Here is a 19,081-nt window from a genome sequence, read left to right as displayed (position 1 = left end):
TGCCAGGAAGGCCCGAACCGATGACCGAGAACTCTGAGAAACCGGTAGATCCCAATAGCCTGCCGTATCGCCCCTGCGTCGGGCAGATGGTGATCAACTGGAACGGGCATGTCTGGATCGGCCGCCGCGCCGGCTCGCAGAACGACTCGGAAGGCAAAGGCACATGGTGGCAGATGCCGCAGGGCGGCATCGATCCCGGCGAAGAGCCCGCCGCCGCCGCGCGACGCGAACTCTTCGAGGAAACAGCGATCCGCTCGGTGGACCCGATCGCCGAGCTTCCACGCTGGCTAACCTACGATCTCCCGCCCGAATTGATCGGCAAGGCCTGGGGTGGCCGCTATCGCGGACAGAAGCAGCGCTGGTTCGCGTATCGCTTCCTCGGCGACGATAGCGAAATCAACATCACGCCGCCGCCAGGACACGACGCTGAGTTCATCGAATGGCGCTGGACTCCAGCAACCGAACTCCTTGATCTGATTGTGCCTTTCAAACGCGACGTCTATCGCGACGTGCTCGCCGCGTTCGTGCCGCTGGCTCAGCCGCTGGCGCGATAGGGCTCCTCAAAACTCACATTCCGGATCGTGCCGGACGCTCGCGTGCAGCAACGCGCGACGGCGCCTGTGAATTGTCTGCGCCGTTCCAAATGTGACAGCGTAATGTCATACGGCTGCTATCTTTTTCTGGACAATGGCGAATCGTGCCATCCCTCTATCCACAGGTTATGCACGGATTGTCCATATGACGTTGCTGCCCAACCCGTCGGAACTATCGCGCGCCGTACTGCCCTTCCGGTCGTGCGTCGGCATCATGCTGCTCAATCGAGATGGACTGGTCTGGGTCGGGCGCCGCCGTCCAAAATGGGCGAGCGATCACATGGCCCACATCTGGCAGATGCCGCAGGGTGGGATCGAAAAATATGAACCCCCGCGCATCGCAGCACTCCGCGAGCTGCGCGAGGAAACAGGCGTCACCAGCGTCGAGGTCATCGGCGAGCACGCCGATTGGCTGACCTACGAGCTTCCCGAGAACCTGCTCGGCATCGCCCTCAAAGGCCGCTACCGCGGACAACGGCAGAAGTGGTTCGCGATGCGCTTTCTGGGCGACGACAGCGAGATCGACATTGCACCGAAAGGCGCGACGAAAGCCGAGTTCAACGCCTGGCGATGGGCACCGATCGACAGCGTGCCGAAACTGATCATCCCGTTCAAACGCGACGTCTACGAACGCGTCACGTCTGCATTCGGACATCTCACGGGCTGACGCTCTGCAGCACACTGCAGCCAAACAAAAAAGCCGGACATTGCGTCCGGCTTTTGTTTAATCCAGAATTCCCGAGCGAAAGCTTAGGCGGCCTTCGCCGACAAACGCTTCAGTTCGTTGACGAGCGTATCCGCCATGCGCTTGGCATTGTCGTCTTTCGCAGCGGCCAATTCGGCTTCTGCCGACTTCAGCTCTTCCGCGATGGCCGAAGCCGAAAGCTCTTCGACGTCATAAGCTTTTTCGGCCAGAACCGTCAGGCGAGACGGATCGACCTCCGCGAAGCCCGACTTCACGAACAGCCGGCGCTTGGTGCCGCCAGCCGTCACGTCGAGAACGCCCGGACGGAGCGTCGCGATCACCGGCGCATGACCGGCGAGAACGGCAAACTCCCCATCGGAGCCCGGCACGACGACTTGATCGGCGTCGATCGAAAGCAGCACTCGCTCTGGCGAGACGAGTTCGAATTTGAATGTACCTGCCATGTCGTGTCCGTTGTTCCCGGAACCCTAATTCATTTCTCGAGACGAGGAGCGGCTTAAGCGCTCTTCGTCTCCTCGTCGTCGTCGCCTTCCGCTCCGGCCTTGGCGCGAACCTCTTCCGGCGTCTGCAGCTTGGTTCCGCAGAACGGGCAGAAGAAAAGCGGATGGTCGACGAGACCGGGCTCTTCTTCCTCGAGGTCGACCAGCCCGACAGTCATGTAGATCACGCTGTCGGGACCAACCGTAATCAGGGGTTCGAAATCGCCGCCTTCGAGAGCTTCTTTCAGCTCCTCGCAGCAGCTTCCGAACGATGTCGCGGCATCCGCCATGTATTCAATCTCCTGGGCCCGCGACGATGCGGGCTGTTCGCCCGCAGCGCTTGCCGGTTTTAAGCGGCTTCTGCGAGCTTCTCGGCCTTCGCGATCGCCTCGTCGATAGTACCAACCATGTAGAAGGCCGGTTCCGGAAGGTGATCGAATTCGCCGTCGCAAAGACCCTTGAACGCCTTGATCGTATCCGGCAGCGAGACGAGCTTGCCCGGCGAACCGGTGAAGACTTCGGCCACGTGGAACGGCTGCGACATGAAACGCTCGATCTTACGTGCGCGGGCGACCGTCAGCTTATCTTCTTCGCTGAGCTCGTCCATGCCAAGGATCGCGATGATGTCCTGCAGCGACTTGTACTTCTGGAGGATCGCCTGAACCTTACGAGCGACCTGATAGTGCTCTTCGCCAACGATGCGCGGGTCGAGCATGCGCGACGTGGAGTCGAGCGGGTCGACGGCCGGGTAGATGCCCTTTTCTGCGATCGAACGCGAAAGAACGGTCGTTGCGTCCAAGTGAGCGAACGAAGCGGCGGGAGCAGGGTCGGTCAAGTCGTCGGCCGGCACGTAAATGGCCTGCACCGAGGTGATCGAACCCTTCTGCGTCGTGGTGATGCGTTCCTGCAGCGCGCCCATGTCGGTCGCGAGCGTCGGCTGATAACCGACCGCCGAAGGAATACGGCCGAGAAGCGCCGACACTTCCGAACCCGCCTGCGTGAAGCGGAAGATGTTGTCGACGAAGAACAGCACGTCCTGACCCTGGTCGCGGAAGTGCTCGGCGACCGTCAGACCCGAAAGCGCGACGCGCGCACGTGCGCCCGGCGGCTCGTTCATCTGGCCGTACACGAGGGCGCACTTCGAGCCCTTCGCCGAACCGTTGTTCTTCTTCGGGTCGAGGTTCACCTTCGACTCGATCATTTCGTAATAGAGGTCGTTGCCCTCACGCGTACGCTCGCCGACGCCGGCGAACACCGAGTAGCCGCCGTGAGCCTTCGCGACGTTGTTGATGAGTTCCATGATCAGAACGGTCTTGCCGACGCCTGCGCCGCCGAACAGGCCGATCTTGCCGCCTTTCGCATAAGGCGCCAGCAGGTCGACGACCTTGATGCCCGTAACGAGGATCTGCGCTTCCGTGGCCTGATCGGCGAACGTCGGCGACGGCTGATGGATGGCGCGGACGCTGGGAGTTTTGATCGGGCCGGCTTCATCGACCGGCTCGCCGATGACGTTCATGATGCGGCCGAGCGTTTCATCGCCGACAGGCACCGAAATCGGTGCGCCCGTGTCGACGACTTCCTGCCCGCGAACGAGACCTTCCGTCGAGTCCATGGCAATCGTGCGAACCGTGTTCTCGCCGAGATGCTGCGCAACTTCGAGCACCAGGCGATTGCCGTGGTTCTTCGTCTCGAGAGCGTTCAGAATTTCCGGCAACTGACCCTCGAAATGCACGTCGATGACGGCACCCGTGACCTGTTGAATCTTCCCTACGTTCTTAGCCATTTTAATCTCCAGCGGAATGTGATCAGGCGACGGTCAGCGTCACGGGGATGTTGTTGCGCGTCGCCTTGGAATACGGACAAATCTGATGGGCTTCTTCGATCAGCGCCTGAAGCTTGGTCTTGTCGGCGCCGGGAATTGACAGAGTGAGCTCGGCCTTCAGGGCAAAGCTCGTTTCGTCCTTGTCGAGTTCGACCTTGCAGCCGACTCGTGCAGCCTGACCGTCGAGCCCGTGCTTCTTTGCCAGAAGCAGGACGGCCTGACCGAAGCAGGACGACCAGCCGAGGGCAAAAAGCTGCTCGGGATTGTGTCCCTCGCCCGAGCCGCCCAAGTCTTTCGGCAGCGCCATCGCAAGCGCCAGCTTTCCGTCATCGAGAACGGCACGGCCGTCACGGCCGCCTTTTGTCGTCGCATGCGTAACATATGCCATGAGACTAGCCTCCAGATCAGAGCGCTTCCGCGCCCGAAATGATCTCGATCAGTTCCTTCGTGATGTTCGCCTGACGCTGGCGGTTGTACTTGATCGTCAGCTTGTTGATCATGTCGCCGGCGTTGCGCGTTGCGTTGTCCATTGCCGACATGCGCGCGCCCTGCTCGGACGCCGCGTTCTCGAGAAGACCCCGGAAGATCTGCGTCGAGATATTGCGCGACAGCAGGAAGCCAAGAACTTCCTCTTCGCCCGGCTCATATTCGTGGATCGCGGTTGCAGCGCTGCTCTTCGCAGCTTCACTGCTTGCTTCGTCCACCTTGGCGGGGATGAGCTGCAGCGCCGTCGGCTTCTGCGCGATGACCGATTTGAATTCCGAGAAATAGAGCGTCGCGACGTCGAATTCGCCAGCCTCGAACATTTCGAGCACGCGGTTCGCGACACCTTCGGCATGACCGAAGTTGAGCTGACGCACGCCCTGGAAATCCTTGCGCTCAATGATGTTCTTGCCGAGGTCGCGGCGCAGGTTGTCGGCGCCCTTGCGTCCAACCGTCATGATCTTGACGGTCTTGCCGCTGGCAATCAGCCGCTGTGCATCGGCACGTGCAAGCTTCGAGATATTCGAGTTGAAGCCGCCGCAGAGACCGCGCTCCGCCGTCATGACGATCAGCAGGTGAACCTGGTCTTTGCCATTGCCGACGAGCAGCGGCGAAGCGCCGTTCTTGTCGGCGACCTTGGAAGCGAGGCTTCCGAGCACGGTCGCCATGCGTTCCGCATAGGGACGCGCAGCCTGAGCGGCTTCCTGGGCGCGGCGCAGTTTCGCCGCCGCCACCATCTGCATCGCCTTGGTAATTTTCCGCGTCGCCTTAACTGAGGCGATGCGGTTGCGCATATCTTTTAAGCTCGCCATCGGGCGCTCTCCTCAAGAGGTCCCGATTAAGCCGTGAAGCTCTTCGAAAACTTGTCGAGGAATTCGACGAGCTTCTTCTCGGTATCGGCCGACAGCGCCTTTTCTTTCGCGATCGCTTCGAAGATCGACTTTTCCGAACGCAGTCCGGAAAGAACGCCCTGCTCGAACTTGCCGACCGCCGCAACCGGGATCGCGTCGAGGTAGCCGCGCGTACCCGCGAAGATGACCGCAACCTGCTCTTCCATCTTGAGCGGCGAGAACTGCGGCTGCTTCAAAAGCTCCGTCAGACGCGCGCCGCGTGCGAGCAGCTTCTGCGTCGCAGCGTCGAGGTCCGAGCCGAACTGAGCGAAGGCCGCCATTTCACGATACTGGGCCAGCTCGCCTTTGATCTTGCCGGCGACCTGCTTCATGGCTTTCGTCTGAGCCGACGATCCGACGCGCGACACCGAAAGACCGACGTTCACGGCCGGGCGGATGCCCTGATAGAAGAGATCCGATTCAAGGAAGATCTGGCCGTCGGTGATCGAAATCACGTTCGTCGGAATGTAGGCCGAAACGTCGTTCGCCTGCGTTTCGATGACCGGCAGCGCCGTCAGCGAACCGTTGCCGGATGCGTCGCCGAGCTTCGCGGCGCGCTCGAGCAAGCGAGAGTGGAGATAGAACACGTCGCCCGGATAGGCTTCGCGGCCCGGCGGACGGCGAAGCAGCAGCGACATCTGACGATACGCAACGGCCTGCTTGGAAAGATCGTCATACGCGATCACGGCATGCATGCCGTTGTCGCGGAAGTATTCGCCCATCGTGCAGCCGGTGAACGGCGCGAGGTACTGCATCGGCGCCGGGTCGGACGCGGTTGCCGCGACGACGATCGAATATTCAAGCGCGCCGCGCTCTTCGAGAACCTTGACGAACTGCGCCACCGTCGAGCGCTTCTGACCGACCGCGACGTACACGCAATAGAGCTTGGCGCTCTCGTCGTTTCCGGCGTTCAGCGATTTCTGGTTGAGGAAGGTGTCGAGAATGACCGCCGTCTTGCCGGTCTGACGGTCGCCGATGACGAGCTCGCGCTGGCCGCGGCCGATCGGGATCAGCGAGTCGATGGCCTTGAGGCCCGTCGCCATCGGCTCATGCACCGACTTGCGGGGCAGAATGCCAGGCGCCTTGACGTCGACGCGCATCTTCTTGTCGGCCTTGATCGGGCCTTTGCCGTCGATCGGGTTGCCGAGGCCGTCAACGACGCGGCCGAGCAGGCCCTTGCCGACCGGGACTTCCACGATGGCGCCGGTCCGCTTGACGGTGTCGCCTTCCTTGATGGTGCGGTCGTCGCCGAAAATAACGACGCCGACGTTGTCGGCTTCGAGGTTCAGCGCCATGCCACGGATGCCGCCCGGAAACTCGACCATCTCGCCCGCCTGGACGTTGTCGAGCCCGTAGACGCGGGCAATGCCGTCACCGACCGAGAGCACTTGGCCGATTTCGGAGACCTCGGCTTCCTTACCGAAGTTCTTGATCTGATCCTTGAGGATCGACGATATTTCTGCGGCCCGGATTTCCATAGACGTAAGACCCTCTTCCCTGGTCGTTTCGTTGGCGGAGCCTCGAAGCGGCTCCCTGTTCAATTCTCGGCTATGTCAACGAAAATGCCGCCCGGTTCGCCCGCACGGCATTTTGAATTCTGATGCGTCAGGTGCTGGCTTCGGTCAAAGCCAGTTTGATGTTCTGCAGCTTGGTTTTGAGCGACGAATCGATCATGCGGCTGCCGAGCTTCACGATAAGACCACCAAGCAGGCTCGGATCGACGCGCGACTGCAGCGTCACGTCCTTGCCGACCGATGCTTTCAGCGTTTCTTTAAGCGCTGCGATCTGTTCGTCATTGAGCGCAACGGCGCTCGTGACCTCGGCCGAGACTTCGCCACGCGCCTTGGCGGCGAGCGCGCGATAGGCCTTGATGATGTCCTGAACGACGAACAGACGGCGATTGCTAGCAACGAGCTTCAGGAAGTTCGCGGCAAGACCGCTGATTCCGACTTTCTCGAGAAGCGCGGAGATGGCGCGGCTCTGATCGTCCGCTGCGATCACGGGGCTCCGGACGAGCCGAACGAGATCTGGACTTTCGTCCAAGAGACTTTGAAACTTTCTAAGGTCGCCTTCGACATCGGCAACCTTGGAGCTTTCGCTCGCGAGATCAAAAAGAGCCGAGGCATAGCGCCCGGCCACGCCTTCAACGATGGTATCGTCAGTAGCCACGTCGCTCACACCGTCGCGCCTGGGCGCATAAGGGGCTGGGCACAAAAAGCCCGAGACTACGCCCGCTTCAAGGAAAAGCCTTCGATAAAATAAAGGCGCAAGGGGCTAGAAACCACCAGCCGCCCTTCGAAAGCCGCGGTTCCCTTAACATGCACTCAGGCCACCTTCAACCGGCCGTTTTAGGGGCGCGTTGCCGCATAACGCTGGACGCCGAAGCGTGAATATCGGCGCGGCAAAACCGGCGTTGGCATTCCCGCCCTCCAGGGCGCTGCCTCGAAAGATGAACGTTAGCTGCAAGGCCCGTTCAAATCGCGTTCAGCCGCTAGAGTTTAAACATAAATTCGATCGGTCGTTTCCGATCGGTTTGCAATTTTACGTCTTTGCACTCGCCTCTCTGGACTTGGGCCCGCTTCAACGGGCCCAATTTTTTTGCCCAGTCTCTTCTTGCCCGTCTCAGAGCGCATCCCGCATCACGATCGGGAACCGCCACGGCAGGACGAAGACGAGGTCAAATCCAACGTCATGACTTTGGTATTGCGGATTGCGCGCCAGCCATAGGTCCGCGGCGCGCCGCACCCGGCGTCGCATGGTGAGCGTGATGGCGTCCTCAGCCTCCTCGGACGATGCCCGCCGCTTCACCTCGACAAACGCCACGCGCCGGCCTTTGATCGCAATGAGATCGATCTCTCCGACCGGCGTCTTGAAACGGCGCCCGAGAATGCGATGCCCGAGCGCCATATAGACGGCCGCGACGACCATCTCCGCATTGAGCCCGCTGCGATAGCGCCGCCGCCGGACGTCGGAGAGCTGCCGGGCTTGATCGTCATTGGCATTCGAACTCACGGACTTTCATCCTTCGCCTTGACGCCCAATGCATAGACACGCGACTTCGGCACGCCAAGTTCGCCGGCGATCGTTTTCGCGGCATCCTTGAGACTCATCGCGCCGAGAACTTCATCGAGCCGCGTGCTGATTGCATCGTCGCTGACAACCTGCGGTTCCGCCGGTCCAACGACGATGACGATCTCGCCCTTCAGGGCCGAGCCCGCGAAGTCATCCGCAAGCGCGCTGAGCGTCCCACGCGCGATCGTTTCGTGCAGCTTCGTCAGTTCGCGGGCGACGACCGAGGCGCGATTGCCCAGCACGTCTGCCATGTCGGCAAGCGCTTCCTGGACGCGATGCGGAGCTTCGAAAATCACGAGAGAACCGGGAATATTTGCGATTTCAACCAGCCGCGTGCGCCGCGCCGCCTGCTTCGGCGGCAGAAAGCCTGCGAAGAAGAACGCATCCGTCGGCAACCCGCTCGTCGTCAGCGCCGCGAGCACGGCCGATGCGCCAGGTATCGAGGTAACAGGAATTCCACGCGACGCGGCCGTCCGGACAAGCCGGAAGCCAGGGTCAGAAAGCAACGGCGTTCCGGCATCGGAAATGATCGCGATGCGCTTGCCGGCCTCCGCCTCGCTTAAGACGCGTTCGATCTCACGATCTTCGTTGTGTTCGTGCAGCGGCAGCGTCTTCGCCGCGATGCTGTAATGCTGAAGCAGCTTCGCCGAATGGCGCGTGTCCTCGCAGTAGACAATATCGGCGCGCGATAAAACGGCCAGCGCTCTAAGCGTGATGTCGGCGAGATTCCCAATCGGCGTTGCGACGAGATAAATCCCCGATGCAAGCGGCGCCCCGGCGAGGTCCTCAAGCGCCTCGCGCGCGCGATCCGCGACCTTTGACGTCTGCGCCGGGTTTTGCTGCCTGTCTGCCGGTTTTGGATCTCTGGACACAAGCATGCCTTTGCCGCCGCGAAGAGCGCAACGATAGCAAAAATAGTCTGAGGCGCGAAAGCTCTCGCGTGACCCGCATTCGACTGGCGGCAAAAATCGTCGGGCTGCCCTTAAGCCGCGATTGCGTCGCCGAACGGACGCGGTGCGAACGGCGGCGGCTGCAGATCGAGCATGTGAACGCTGGCAGGCCGGCGGCGGCCGCCCATATCCATCACCGCCGAAAGCTCATCGACCAGCGACGTCAGGGCATATTGGGCCAGATCGAGTTGTAGAGCCGCCGACGTATGGCAGCGCGTCGCCTCTTCGGCACGCGAAAGCGCGCCTTTGACCGTGTCTGAGAGACGGGCCCATTGCTCGACGAATGTCAGACGGCGCGGCTCGACGTACCGGGCAATCTCGGTCTTTTTCGGTTTCGCGACCGGCCATATCTGGCGCGCGTGGCGAATCCAGGCCGAAATCCGCGATAAAAGGGCCGAATCCCCGACAAGCCTATTTGTCGATGTATAGAGCATGATTCCCAAGGATGTAGGGAAAATATAAGCGGGCCGTTAAAATTTGAGGTGATTTGTCAAAATACACAAGTAGAGGCGCCGCGATTATTTCAATTTATTTCTAATGGCCGTGAATCTCTGGAATCACACCAATGCCCGGAATCGCAAATAGGACCCGATTGGGAATATCCGACTCCAGTGCGCGAGGGAGAAGCTAAGGGCTTTGTCTACGTGTTCGCTGGCGGCCAGAAGAGCTGCGGAGAATAATTAAAGAGTCAAATCGAGCATATGCGCGCCGGAATCAATTCCGGTCACGCCAATCCTATGACCTTTCGGATATCGGCGGGCGTCGCGCCCTCGTCCCGCAATGCGCGCAATCCCATATCCTGATTTGATTTCGAAAGCTTTCGCCCATCCGCCCAACAGATCACGCGGTGATGCGAATAGAGCGGCTCCGGCAAATCCAGAAGCTCTTGCAATAACCGCTGCAAATCGGTCGCTGCAAAAAGATCGCGGCCGCGCGTGACGTGCGTGACGCCCTGGCGCGCATCGTCCACCACCACCGAAAGATGATAGCTCGCCGGAACATCCTTGCGGACGATGATGGCGTCGCCCCAGCGATGCGGCTCGGCGGTAATGGTCTGCGCTGTCCCGTCTTCACCGATCTCGGTGAACGTCAGAGGTTTGTCGCCAAGCTTGGCGCGCAACACATCCAACGCCGCATCCATGTTGAGCCGCAGCGCCGGCGTATCGCCAGTTGCCATGCGCTCGCCGATCTGTTCGGCCGACGCGCCTTTCCAAAGTCCCGGATAACGCGGTGCGCCATCAGGGTCCGCCTTTTCCGGATCGGCGGCGGCTGCGATTTCGCTGCGCGTCGCGAAACACGGATAGAGAAGCCCCATTCCGATCAGCTTGTCCGCCGCCGCGAGATATTCGTTGAAATGCTCCGACTGGACGAGCACGGGCTCTTCCCATGCGAGGCCGAGCCAACGCAGATCTTCGAAAATGGCAGCGACGAATTCCGGCCGCCTGCGCTCGAGATCGATATCCTCGATCCGCAGCAGAAAACGACCGCCGTTCAACTGCGCCGTATCGTGCGCGATGATCGCGGACAGCGCGTGCCCGACATGCAGCAGACCGTTCGGCGAGGGTGCAAATCGTGTGATCGAACTCATTGGCCAACCGTCCGGCCCGAGGAACGGCACGCATTGAGCGAGACCTTCGCGATCTCGCGCCGCCGTTGCACGATCATAAAGGCAAACAATAAGCCTATCGCCAGCGCCGCGGGCGCCAGCTTCCAAAACACATCCACGCGCAAGATCCCTCTACGCAAGTTACCGCCCGCTCGAAATCGCAAATTACGCGCGCGCGGACGGCGATAAAAGTGTCGCCCAACAGTGACGACTTGGTGACCTCGGCGTCGGCAGCCGCTAAAAACTGTTTCGAGGATTGCGCAGGCGCATCGGCGCCATCGATGCTGGGGAACAATCGCCAATCCGCGCGTCATATGACCGCGCAAGCCGCTCAAATACGGCAAAAATCTCGGCGAGAGCCCACATTAGAGCGGATGCTTCACAGAATTGATATGCGCGGCTAGTATCCCGGCGCCCTGACGAGGCAGACGCGATTCGACGGAACAAAAACCGCGAGGTTGATGGCTACCGTGAATGCTCACGCGACAATCCCGGATAATTGTCCGGCTCTGGTCCTGAACGCCGACTTCCGGCCGCTCAGCTACTATCCGTTGTCGCTGTGGAGCTGGCAGGACGCGGTCAAAGCCGTATTCCTGGATCGGGTCAACATCGTTTCCGAATACGAACGCTATGTCAGAAGTCCGTCGTTCGAGCTGAAGCTGCCGAGCGTCGTTTCACTCAAAACGTATGTAAAGCCGGCGCTCTATCCTGCGTTCACGCGCTTCAACGTGTTCCTGCGCGATCGCTTCACCTGCCAGTATTGTGGCGACAAGAGCGATCTGACGTTTGATCATCTTATTCCCCGCTCGCGCGGCGGGCAGACGCGTTGGGACAACGTCGTCACCGCCTGTGCGCCATGCAATCTCAAGAAGGGCGGGATGATGCCGAAGGTCGCCGGAATGTTTCCGGCGCATGAGCCGACGCGGCCGACAGTGTTCGATCTGCATAGAAATGGGCGGCTTTTTCCGCCCAATTATTTGCATGAAAGCTGGCTCGATTATCTCTACTGGGATACCGAACTCGAACCGTAGGCGTAACTCCCTACGCCGCACGCTGCATCGGATGAGCGCAGATTTCTGTCGCGATGAGATCGACGGCCCGCTCCCACGTTGCGACATCGCCCGCATTCAATCCGAACGCCTTGAGCGCATCCTGCGGCGCACCGCCATCGCGGAAAATGCGCGCGCATTCCTGACGGCTGACGGCGACGGCCTGATGCCACTGGATGGGATTGAGATAATCAGGAACCGAGTGGGTCATGTTGCAGCTCCGCATAAAACTTCACGCTAAAGGGAACTTGAAAGGTGCCTTCCGTGTTCCCGGCAGGCGGCAGACACACAGAGCGCTGTGACACCACTACGCAAAACCTTGTCACGTGATGTCTCGATTGAGGGCTAACTCGATCACGCTCCGTGTGTCTGCCAGCTCATTGGGAAAGCCGGCTGCCTTCCAAATCTCGTTTCGACGAACGCAAACAGCGACACGCAATACCGACACGGGAACGCGACTACCAAACTCAACGCGCTGACTGATCTCCCGATGGCTTTCGAGCCGCCATCAGAACGTCGCGCGCAACATCTCCAACCGGACGCCAATCCCAGTCATCAGATCCCGCATGAAGCCCAGCACCCAACAAAGGTCCGTGAGGCAGCGTGCGGGCGAACCGCCGGGACATACGCATCGACGAGTTTGTCGAAGCGGTTCGCCTTAGTTTTTTGAAGGTTCCGGACAGAACTTCTTTTGGCGTCCGTCCACACTCAGACACAACGCTACGCAACAAACGCTTACGATACGCAACAACGCAACGCGCACTCAAAGACGGGACGCGAACACGCTCGCAAGGACCACCGAGGGCAGGCAGCTCGGGAACCGATCCCGAAAGACGCAACTCGAACGCCACTTGAAACTCCCTCGACGCTTGGAACGTCACCAACTCGGCTGTGTGTTCCGCGAACGAAGAGAGAATAGCCGTCACATTCAGGCAACGCGAAGGCGCGATTCTGTCAGTGCGATGATATTCGATTGACAGTATCGAGCCCGCAACGAAATCAAGGTTTTCGCGCGTTGCGAGAATTGTGGACAAAGTCCAAGAGACGCGGGAAGGCGGGACGCGCGCTATCGGCGTCCAGCAGAGGCGGCAAGCCCGGCGCGCAGCGCTAGCGCCATGATCAGCAGGGACGACACCACGTTCCAGCCGGCGAACGAAATTCCGAGAAACCGGAACGACGCCTCATCGCAGCGCATCACCTTGATGCCCTGGATGTCGTTGAGCAGGCCGCCCGCCGTCGTGCTGAGCGACTCCCCGCCCCCGCACGTCTCCGGGCCGGGCCAAAATTTCCATTCCGCGCCAGCGTGATAGACGCCGAGACCGGCATTGGCGAGAAACGTTAGCGCTACGAGAAAGAACAGGATCGCGGCGAGCCCGCGGTAGCTGCCCGAGGTCAGCGCGAGTGCAACGAAAAGAACCGGCACCGCGGCATAGTAGGCGTAGCGCTCGATCAGGCAGAGCATGCACGGCACGTAGCCGCCGATGTATTGGAACCCGAGAGCCGCGAGAATGGCGCCCGTGGTCATGAACAGGGCCACGGCGCCGTAGCGATAGTCGGCTCCGCGTTCGGCATGTGCAGCAAGCGCCATAAGATGGTCTCCGCTAGTGCTTCCGGAAAAGTGGAAACCGTTTTCCGGTCAGAAGCACGATCAGACTGAAAACTAGAGCGTTTCCGAGCCTCTGCGGAAGGCTCTAGAAGATATACTTGACCGCGACAAACCCGCCGATCAGCAGAACGAGAAAGACCGTCATCACCAGACTGAGACGCTTCTCGACGAAGTCGCGGATCGGCTCGCCAGCGTAGTATAGCAGTGCGGCCACCATGAAAAAGCGCATCGCGCGAGCCACGATGCTCGCGCCGATGAACGCCAGCAGATCCATATGCCCGACCCCTGCCGCAATCGTCACGACCTTGTACGGGATGGGCGTCATGCCCTTGATGATGACAGCTGGCACGCCGTAGTCGCGGACGAACGCCATGAAGCTGTCGAGCGCATGCTCGCGCCCATAGAATTTCAGGATCGGCAGCCCGACCGCGTCATACAGGAAGTAACCGATCGCATAGCCCAGAAGCCCGCCGAGCACGGAGGCGACGGTCGCAATGGTCGCGTACCACCAGGCCTTCTCGCGCCGGCTGAGGATCATCGGGATCAGCATCACGTCGGGCGGGATCGGGAAAAACGAGCTTTCGACGAACGATACGCCAGCGAGCGCGGCCGGAGCCTTGTCGCTCGCCGCCTTTCGCATTGTCCAGTCGTAGAGTCCCCGAAGCATGCCGCGTGCTTAAATGGCGTCCAGTGAATTGTCTATGCGGCAGCCGGGACGAAGCCTTTGGAAAGCTCCGCCACGACCGCGTTAAGAACCAGCCGTCCGGCGCGTGTGACGCGAATGCGGGACGGCGAAGTCACGTGGGCAGCGAATGTCTCCGGCGCAAGCCCCGGTCCGGCGCAACCGCGAATGATGTCTCTGTCGTCGTCTAGCGCGAAATCAACGCCAGACCGCGCCGCACCGGATGTCTCGACGGCTTCCAGAAGTCCCATCGCGATGAGACCGCTAACAACCTGTTCGGCAGGACGAACACCGCCCAGCGCCGCGAGCTGATCGAGATCGACGCCCTCGCTCAGCCGCAATCCCATCAGCAGCATTTCGTCGGCCTGTTCTTCGAGCGTCAACGCCGTGCTCTCGACGACGCCGGTTCCCGAGGCCTCTACTCGCTCCGCCCACGCTTCCGGATTGCGTTCTGTGACCGTAGCGGACCGGCGACCCGTGACGATGATGCGCCCGTGCGCGCCGGCGCCGATCCCGGCATATTCGCCGTAACGCCAGTAGAGCAGATTGTGCCGGCTCTCGGAGCCAAGCCGCGCATAATTCGAAACCTCATACGCCGCGAGTCCGCGCGCCGCCGTCAGCTCGTCCGTGATTTCGTAAAGCGCACGCGCCGCGTCGTCGTCGGGAATGACGAGCTTGCCTTTCGCATGCAGCGCCGCGTACGCCGTGTCAGGCTCGATCGTCAGCTGATAGAGCGACAGGTGGTCGCCCGCCAGATCCAACGCTTCCGAAAGTTCCGCACGCCACGCGTCAGGCGTTTGATTGGGCCGCGCATAAATCAGGTCGAAGGAAAATCGATCGAACGTCGAGCGCGCGACATCGAGCGCCGCCTTCGCTTCCGCAACGCTGTGAATGCGTCCGAGCTTGCGCAGCTCATCGTCGCGCAGCGATTGCACGCCGATTGAGACGCGATTGACGCCCGCTTCGCGAAAACCGCGAAACCGCGCCGCCTCGACACTGTTCGGATTGGCTTCGAGCGTGATCTCGGCATCGGGCGCAATAGTCCAGCGCTTCCCGATATGATCGAGAATGGCGGCCGTCGTCGCGGGCTGCATGAGCGACGGCGTACCGCCCCCGAAAAAAATGCTCGAAACCTTCCGCGCGCCGATCAGATCCGCCGTCGCGTCGATCTCGCGAATATAGGCAGCGAGAAATCGCGCCTCGTCCCAACCGCCGAAACGAACGTGGCTATTGAAATCGCAATACGGACATTTCTGCGCGCAGAACGGCCAATGCACATAAACCCCGAACGGCGGAGCATCATCTCGCAGCCCAGACGACTGCGCGTCACCCTTGCTCCGCGTGAGAAAGGATGACACTCGCCGCTCCGACTTCTCCCCTCTCTCCTGCGGGGAGGCGTCGGGGGTGGAGGTTGTGGCAGGAGATGTCAGCGCGTCCGTCATCGACCGTTCTGACTTGCCGCGAGCATCGCCTTTGCGAGTTGCCGCCATGCCGGTTCATCCGTCGCCGGTGCATCTTTGAGCCGCGCCGCAAGCGCATCGAGATAATCTGCGAGCGTCGTGTTTACCCACTGGCTCTCGTTGACTTCGAGATCGGCCTTCAGACGCTCGACAAACGACGCCACTTCAACGCGCGTCGAAAGACTGGCAGCCGCCGCCGAGAACGCTGCAAGATCACGACCGGCGCCCGAACCATCACCCGCATTGTCGCGCTTTAAATGATCCAGCATCGCCGCCTGGAAAACCGCAAACGCGCGCGTCCGGTGCGAGATCGCGTACTTCTCGGCAGGCTCCATTTCTCCGAACGTCTTGCGCTCGCCGTCCGCAACGAACATCGGATCGTATCCGAAACCGTTGCCGCCGCGCGCCGGCCAGACGAGATGACCGAAGACTTTGCCTTCGAAAATTTGCGTCTCGCCGTCGGGCCATGCGAGGCACAGAACGGAAATGAAATTCGCCTTCGGAAGAGGCGGACCCCAGCCGTTCCGCACGATGATTTCGGCGGCGACCTTCGCCATCGCGATGCCGAAGTCTTTGCCCGGACCCGCCCAGCGCGCCGAATAGATTCCCGGTGCTCCATCGAGACAATCGACTTCGAGACCGGAGTCATCGGCGAGGGACGGCAATCCCGAACCTTCGGCTGCGGCCAAGGCTTTGAGCCGCGCATTGCCAGCGAACGTCGTCTCCGTTTCTTCGGGCTCCGACAGATTGAGATCGCCCGCTGAAATGGCGTTGAGGCCATAAGGCGCGAGAAGCTGATTGATCTCCCAGACCTTGCCCGGGTTGTGGCTCGCGACGACAAGCTTCGATCCGTGCGTCAAGCGCCGCATCAGGAAATCCCCCAGATGCGCGCCTCGGCCAATTCAAGGCAGTTGCCAGCCGGATCGCGGAAGTAGATCGAATGCCCGCCCTTCGGCCATTCGAAGTCGGCTTCGATTTCGACGCCCAATTCGGGAAGCTTCGACCGCCAGACATCGAGATCGTCGGCTGTCACGCGGAAGCACACATGCCCCTCGCCTTCCATGCCGTGCGGCGGCACCGGCAGCGCACCCGGCTTCGGCGGATGGCGCGTTGCCTCCGGATTGAAGATCAAAAGCATCTGCTCTCCACAACGAAAGAAGACATGCCGGCCGGGAACCACCGCGATCGGCTGCAGTCCGAGCACGCGCCGGTAAAACTCCTCGGTCGCGACCAGATCGCGTGCATAAAGCACCGTTTCGAGAATTGAGAGTAAGGGGGAGGCAACGCTCAGATCAGCACCCATAAGAATATCCCAGCACTTACCAAGCCGAGCCCTGTCCGCACGGCATGCAGTCGTCCCCATTTCTCGAGTAACGCCCGCGACGCTGGACCGGCCTGATCGACGACGGTCGCCTCGAGCACCCGGTTCGTCGGCATGATCGAAATGAACGTATAGGGCCAGTTGGCGAACAGCACGAGCGCTCCGAGCAACCAAAGCCAATTGCCGGTGACGAGCCATTCGAGAACACCGAGCACGGACCCGAGCAACGCCAGCGTCGCCTGCATCATCGCGCCGCGCGGGTAAGCGACGTGCCAGTGCGCCAGAGCCGGACCATCGTCCAGCTCCATGCGGGCCGGATGCTCGGCAACGCTGATGTAAAGCGCCGCTCCGGCGAACAGGCACGCAGCGACGAGTGCGAAGTTTCCGAACATGCTCGTTCCATCCGAGCGTCTGTTTACGCGACCGTCAGCTTCTGCAGTTGCACGAGTTCGCCGATACCCTTTTTTGCCAGAGTCAGCAGATCGCCGAACCGCTCCTCGGTAAACGGCGTCGTTTCCGCCGTTCCCTGGATTTCGACGATCCCACCCGTGCCCGTCATGACGAAGTTGGAATCCGCGTCGGCGTTGCTGTCCTCGGCATAGTCGAGATCGAGAACCGGATCGCCTTTATAAATTCCGCATGACACGGCGGCGACATGGTCGCGCAAAACGCCATCCTTCACCATGTCGCGCATTTTCATCCACTGGATGCAATCGTGCAGAGCCACCCAGGCGCCGGTGATCGACGCCGTCCGCGTTCCGCCATCGGCCTGAATGACGTCGCAGTCGACCGTGATCTGGCGTTCGCCGAGCTTCGGCAGATCGACGACGGCACGCAACGCGCGACCGATGAGCCGCTGGATTTCCTGTGTCCGTCCCGACGGATGCCCGCTCGTCACCTCGCGCCGTGTCCGCTCGTGCGTGGAGCGCGGCAGCATCGAATATTCGGCCGTGACCCAACCCCGGCCTTGACCCTTGAGCCACTGCGGCAGGCGCTCTTCGAGGCTTGCCGTGCAGAGGACGTGCGTATCCCCGAATTTGATCAGGCAAGAGCCTTCGGCATGCTTGGACACGGCACGTTCAATCGAAACGCGGCGCAGCTCATCGGGCTTGCGTTTGGAGGGTCGCATATTGTTCCTGAAAACCTTGATATTTCGCTGGAGGCTAAAGAAGTCGTCCCCGCCCTTCAACCCTAAAGCCCGAAACCCTGCAAGCCGATTTGACGGAAGGCATTGGCCTTCCTAGACTCTCAGGTCATGAAAATCGACGAACAGGCCGTGACCGCAGCCTTGCTTGACGGCAAAAGCCCGCTTCAGAAGCTTAACGAGCGCTCGCGCACGATCCTGCGGCGCATCGTCGAGAGCTATCTGGCGACAGGCGAACCCGTCGGCTCGCGTAACCTGTCGCGCGCTTTGCCGATCGCCCTCTCCCCCGCGTCCATCCGCAACGTGATGTCGGACCTCGAGCAGCTTGGCCTGATCGTTTCGCCGCACACCTCCGCCGGACGTCTGCCGACGCAGCTCGGATTGCGTTTGTTCGTCGACGGCCTGCTCGAGGTCGGCGACGTGACGCCGGAAGAACGCCGCCAGATCGAGACGCAGATCGCCTACCGCCGCGACAAATCCGTCGATCAGTTGCTGAGCGAAGCCGGCGAATTGATTTCGGGTCTTTCGCACTGCGCCGGCATCGTGCTCGCCGAAAAGCAGGTCGCGCGCCTGCGCCACATCGAATTCGTGCCGCTCGAACCTGGGCGCGGTCTCGCCGTTCTCGTCGACGAAGACCAGAATGTCGAAAACCGCATCATCGCGCTCCCCGAGGGGCTGCCGCCGTCCGCGTTGCAGGAAGCCTCCAACTATCTCAACACGCACGTCCGCGGCATGACGCTCGCCGAGGCCAAGGTCGAGCTCGAGAAATCGCTGCACGTCGCCAAGGCCGAGCTCGATCAGCTCGCGCAAAAGGTCATCACCGCGGGCCTGGCCGAATGGTCCGGAGTTTCCGACGACCGCAAGAGCCTCATCGTTCGCGGCCAGAGCAATCTCTTGAAAGACGTGACCGCCGCCGAGGATCTCGAACGCATCCGCCAGCTGTTCGACGCGTTCGAGGCGAAGCAGGACATCGTCGAGCTGCTCGGCGCCTCCGACAGGGCGGAAGGCGTACGCATTTTCATCGGTTCCGAGAACAAGCTCTTTTCACTATCCGGATCGTCTCTGATCGTCGCACCGTTCCGCGATCAGACACGTCACGTGGTGGGCGTCCTGGGCGTGATCGGCCCGACGCGGCTGAATTACGCCCGCATTATTCCGATGGTCGATTACACGGCGAAGCTGGTCAGCCGTCTCATTCCTTAAGGGTTCGTTGAGCGC

23 protein-coding genes are annotated in these 19,081 nt (G+C 61.0%); 4 read left to right on the top strand and 19 right to left on the bottom strand.

The genetic code is table 11. The features are described from left to right. Positions 1 to 20: 20 nt before the first annotated feature. Together HYPGJ_RS01705 and HYPGJ_RS01700 are read left to right on the top strand one after the other, a co-directional pair. Positions 21 to 554, top strand: a complete 534-nt coding sequence (locus HYPGJ_RS01705; RefSeq protein ID WP_046845577.1) for an RNA pyrophosphohydrolase — start codon at positions 21 to 23, stop codon at positions 552 to 554. 184 nt (positions 555 to 738) lie between these two features. Beyond that, positions 739 to 1,260 (top strand): RNA pyrophosphohydrolase, encoded by a 522-nt coding sequence (locus HYPGJ_RS01700; protein ID WP_046845576.1) that lies wholly within the window; start codon positions 739 to 741, stop codon positions 1,258 to 1,260. Between the two features lie 83 nt (positions 1,261 to 1,343). Here HYPGJ_RS01700 and HYPGJ_RS01695 read toward each other — a convergent pair whose 3' ends face one another. The 11 genes from HYPGJ_RS01695 to gluQRS all read right to left on the bottom strand — a co-directional run bounded on the left by HYPGJ_RS01695 (position 1,344) and on the right by gluQRS (position 10,583). Continuing rightward, a complete protein-coding gene (locus tag HYPGJ_RS01695; protein ID WP_046845575.1) occupies positions 1,344 to 1,742 on the bottom strand; it encodes a F0F1 ATP synthase subunit epsilon in 399 nt (132 codons plus the stop codon). A gap of 53 nt (positions 1,743 to 1,795) precedes the next feature. After that, positions 1,796 to 2,068, bottom strand: coding sequence for a hypothetical protein (locus HYPGJ_RS01690; protein WP_013217357.1), 273 nt, complete (start codon positions 2,066 to 2,068; stop codon positions 1,796 to 1,798). Positions 2,069 to 2,127: 59 nt separating this feature from the next. Further along, a complete protein-coding gene (gene atpD / locus HYPGJ_RS01685) occupies positions 2,128 to 3,561 on the bottom strand; it encodes a F0F1 ATP synthase subunit beta (protein WP_013217356.1) in 1,434 nt (477 codons plus the stop codon). Positions 3,562 to 3,583: 22 nt separating this feature from the next. After that, positions 3,584 to 3,988, bottom strand: a complete 405-nt coding sequence (locus HYPGJ_RS01680) for an organic hydroperoxide resistance protein (protein WP_013217355.1) — start codon at positions 3,986 to 3,988, stop codon at positions 3,584 to 3,586. 16 nt (positions 3,989 to 4,004) lie between these two features. Beyond that, a complete protein-coding gene (locus HYPGJ_RS01675; protein ID WP_046845574.1) occupies positions 4,005 to 4,895 on the bottom strand; it encodes a F0F1 ATP synthase subunit gamma in 891 nt (296 codons plus the stop codon). 26 nt (positions 4,896 to 4,921) lie between these two features. Beyond that, positions 4,922 to 6,451, bottom strand: coding sequence for a F0F1 ATP synthase subunit alpha (gene atpA, locus HYPGJ_RS01670; RefSeq protein ID WP_046845573.1), 1,530 nt, complete (start codon positions 6,449 to 6,451; stop codon positions 4,922 to 4,924). Between the two features lie 127 nt (positions 6,452 to 6,578). Continuing rightward, positions 6,579 to 7,142 (bottom strand): F0F1 ATP synthase subunit delta, encoded by a 564-nt coding sequence (locus HYPGJ_RS01665; RefSeq protein WP_041922118.1) that lies wholly within the window; start codon positions 7,140 to 7,142, stop codon positions 6,579 to 6,581. Between the two features lie 453 nt (positions 7,143 to 7,595). Continuing rightward, positions 7,596 to 7,985 (bottom strand): YraN family protein, encoded by a 390-nt coding sequence (locus HYPGJ_RS01660; protein ID WP_046845572.1) that lies wholly within the window; start codon positions 7,983 to 7,985, stop codon positions 7,596 to 7,598. Beyond that, positions 7,982 to 8,923, bottom strand: coding sequence for a 16S rRNA (cytidine(1402)-2'-O)-methyltransferase (gene rsmI / locus HYPGJ_RS01655; RefSeq protein WP_046845571.1), 942 nt, complete (start codon positions 8,921 to 8,923; stop codon positions 7,982 to 7,984). The genes HYPGJ_RS01660 and rsmI overlap by 4 nt, the downstream gene beginning before the upstream one ends. Positions 8,924 to 9,027: 104 nt before the next feature. Then, the gene (locus tag HYPGJ_RS01650) at positions 9,028 to 9,429 is read right to left on the bottom strand and encodes a hypothetical protein (protein WP_046845570.1); all 402 of its coding nucleotides are present in this window, start codon (positions 9,427 to 9,429) and stop codon (positions 9,028 to 9,030) included. Between the two features lie 290 nt (positions 9,430 to 9,719). After that, entirely contained in the window at positions 9,720 to 10,583 is an 864-nt protein-coding gene (gluQRS, locus tag HYPGJ_RS01645; protein WP_046845569.1) for a tRNA glutamyl-Q(34) synthetase GluQRS, read from the bottom strand. A 479-nt stretch (positions 10,584 to 11,062) separates the two neighbouring features. On the opposite strand from gluQRS, the gene HYPGJ_RS01640 reads away from it, so the two are divergent. Further along, a complete protein-coding gene (locus tag HYPGJ_RS01640; protein WP_046845568.1) occupies positions 11,063 to 11,632 on the top strand; it encodes an HNH endonuclease in 570 nt (189 codons plus the stop codon). 10 nt (positions 11,633 to 11,642) lie between these two features. Here the strand turns inward: HYPGJ_RS01640 and HYPGJ_RS01635 are convergent, their stop codons facing one another. From HYPGJ_RS01635 to rph, 8 genes are all read right to left on the bottom strand, one after another. Beyond that, positions 11,643 to 11,861 (bottom strand): hypothetical protein, encoded by a 219-nt coding sequence (locus HYPGJ_RS01635; protein WP_046845567.1) that lies wholly within the window; start codon positions 11,859 to 11,861, stop codon positions 11,643 to 11,645. Positions 11,862 to 12,716: 855 nt separating this feature from the next. After that, positions 12,717 to 13,238, bottom strand: coding sequence for a disulfide bond formation protein B (locus HYPGJ_RS01630; protein WP_046845566.1), 522 nt, complete (start codon positions 13,236 to 13,238; stop codon positions 12,717 to 12,719). A 103-nt stretch (positions 13,239 to 13,341) separates the two neighbouring features. Further along, on the bottom strand, positions 13,342 to 13,923 hold the full coding sequence (locus HYPGJ_RS01625; protein WP_046845565.1) for a YqaA family protein: 582 nt from the start codon (positions 13,921 to 13,923) through the stop codon (positions 13,342 to 13,344). Between the two features lie 32 nt (positions 13,924 to 13,955). Next, positions 13,956 to 15,380 (bottom strand): radical SAM family heme chaperone HemW, encoded by a 1,425-nt coding sequence (gene hemW / locus HYPGJ_RS01620; RefSeq protein WP_070104050.1) that lies wholly within the window; start codon positions 15,378 to 15,380, stop codon positions 13,956 to 13,958. Further along, complete coding sequence (gene rdgB / locus HYPGJ_RS01615; protein WP_046845564.1) at positions 15,377 to 16,267, bottom strand: RdgB/HAM1 family non-canonical purine NTP pyrophosphatase; 891 nt, start codon at positions 16,265 to 16,267, stop codon at positions 15,377 to 15,379. Before rdgB ends, hemW begins: the two co-directional genes overlap by 4 nt. Beyond that, positions 16,267 to 16,701, bottom strand: coding sequence for a VOC family protein (locus HYPGJ_RS01610; protein WP_046845563.1), 435 nt, complete (start codon positions 16,699 to 16,701; stop codon positions 16,267 to 16,269). Before HYPGJ_RS01610 ends, rdgB begins: the two co-directional genes overlap by 1 nt. After that, positions 16,686 to 17,111, bottom strand: coding sequence for a DUF1772 domain-containing protein (locus HYPGJ_RS01605; protein WP_046845562.1), 426 nt, complete (start codon positions 17,109 to 17,111; stop codon positions 16,686 to 16,688). Before HYPGJ_RS01605 ends, HYPGJ_RS01610 begins: the two co-directional genes overlap by 16 nt. Before the next feature lie 23 nt (positions 17,112 to 17,134). Next, positions 17,135 to 17,848: a ribonuclease PH gene (gene rph, locus HYPGJ_RS01600; RefSeq protein WP_046845561.1), complete on the bottom strand. Its 714-nt coding sequence runs from the start codon at positions 17,846 to 17,848 to the stop codon at positions 17,135 to 17,137. A 126-nt stretch (positions 17,849 to 17,974) separates the two neighbouring features. On the opposite strand from rph, the gene hrcA reads away from it, so the two are divergent. Further along, on the top strand, positions 17,975 to 19,066 hold the full coding sequence (gene hrcA, locus HYPGJ_RS01595; RefSeq protein ID WP_046845560.1) for a heat-inducible transcriptional repressor HrcA: 1,092 nt from the start codon (positions 17,975 to 17,977) through the stop codon (positions 19,064 to 19,066). Positions 19,067 to 19,081: the final 15 nt, after the last annotated feature.

The organism is Hyphomicrobium sp. GJ21, assembly GCF_001006785.1.
GTDB lineage: Bacteria > Pseudomonadota > Alphaproteobacteria > Rhizobiales > Hyphomicrobiaceae > Hyphomicrobium_B.
The sequence above is the reverse complement of the archived record's forward strand: the minus strand, read 5'-3'. Positions and strand labels throughout refer to the sequence as shown.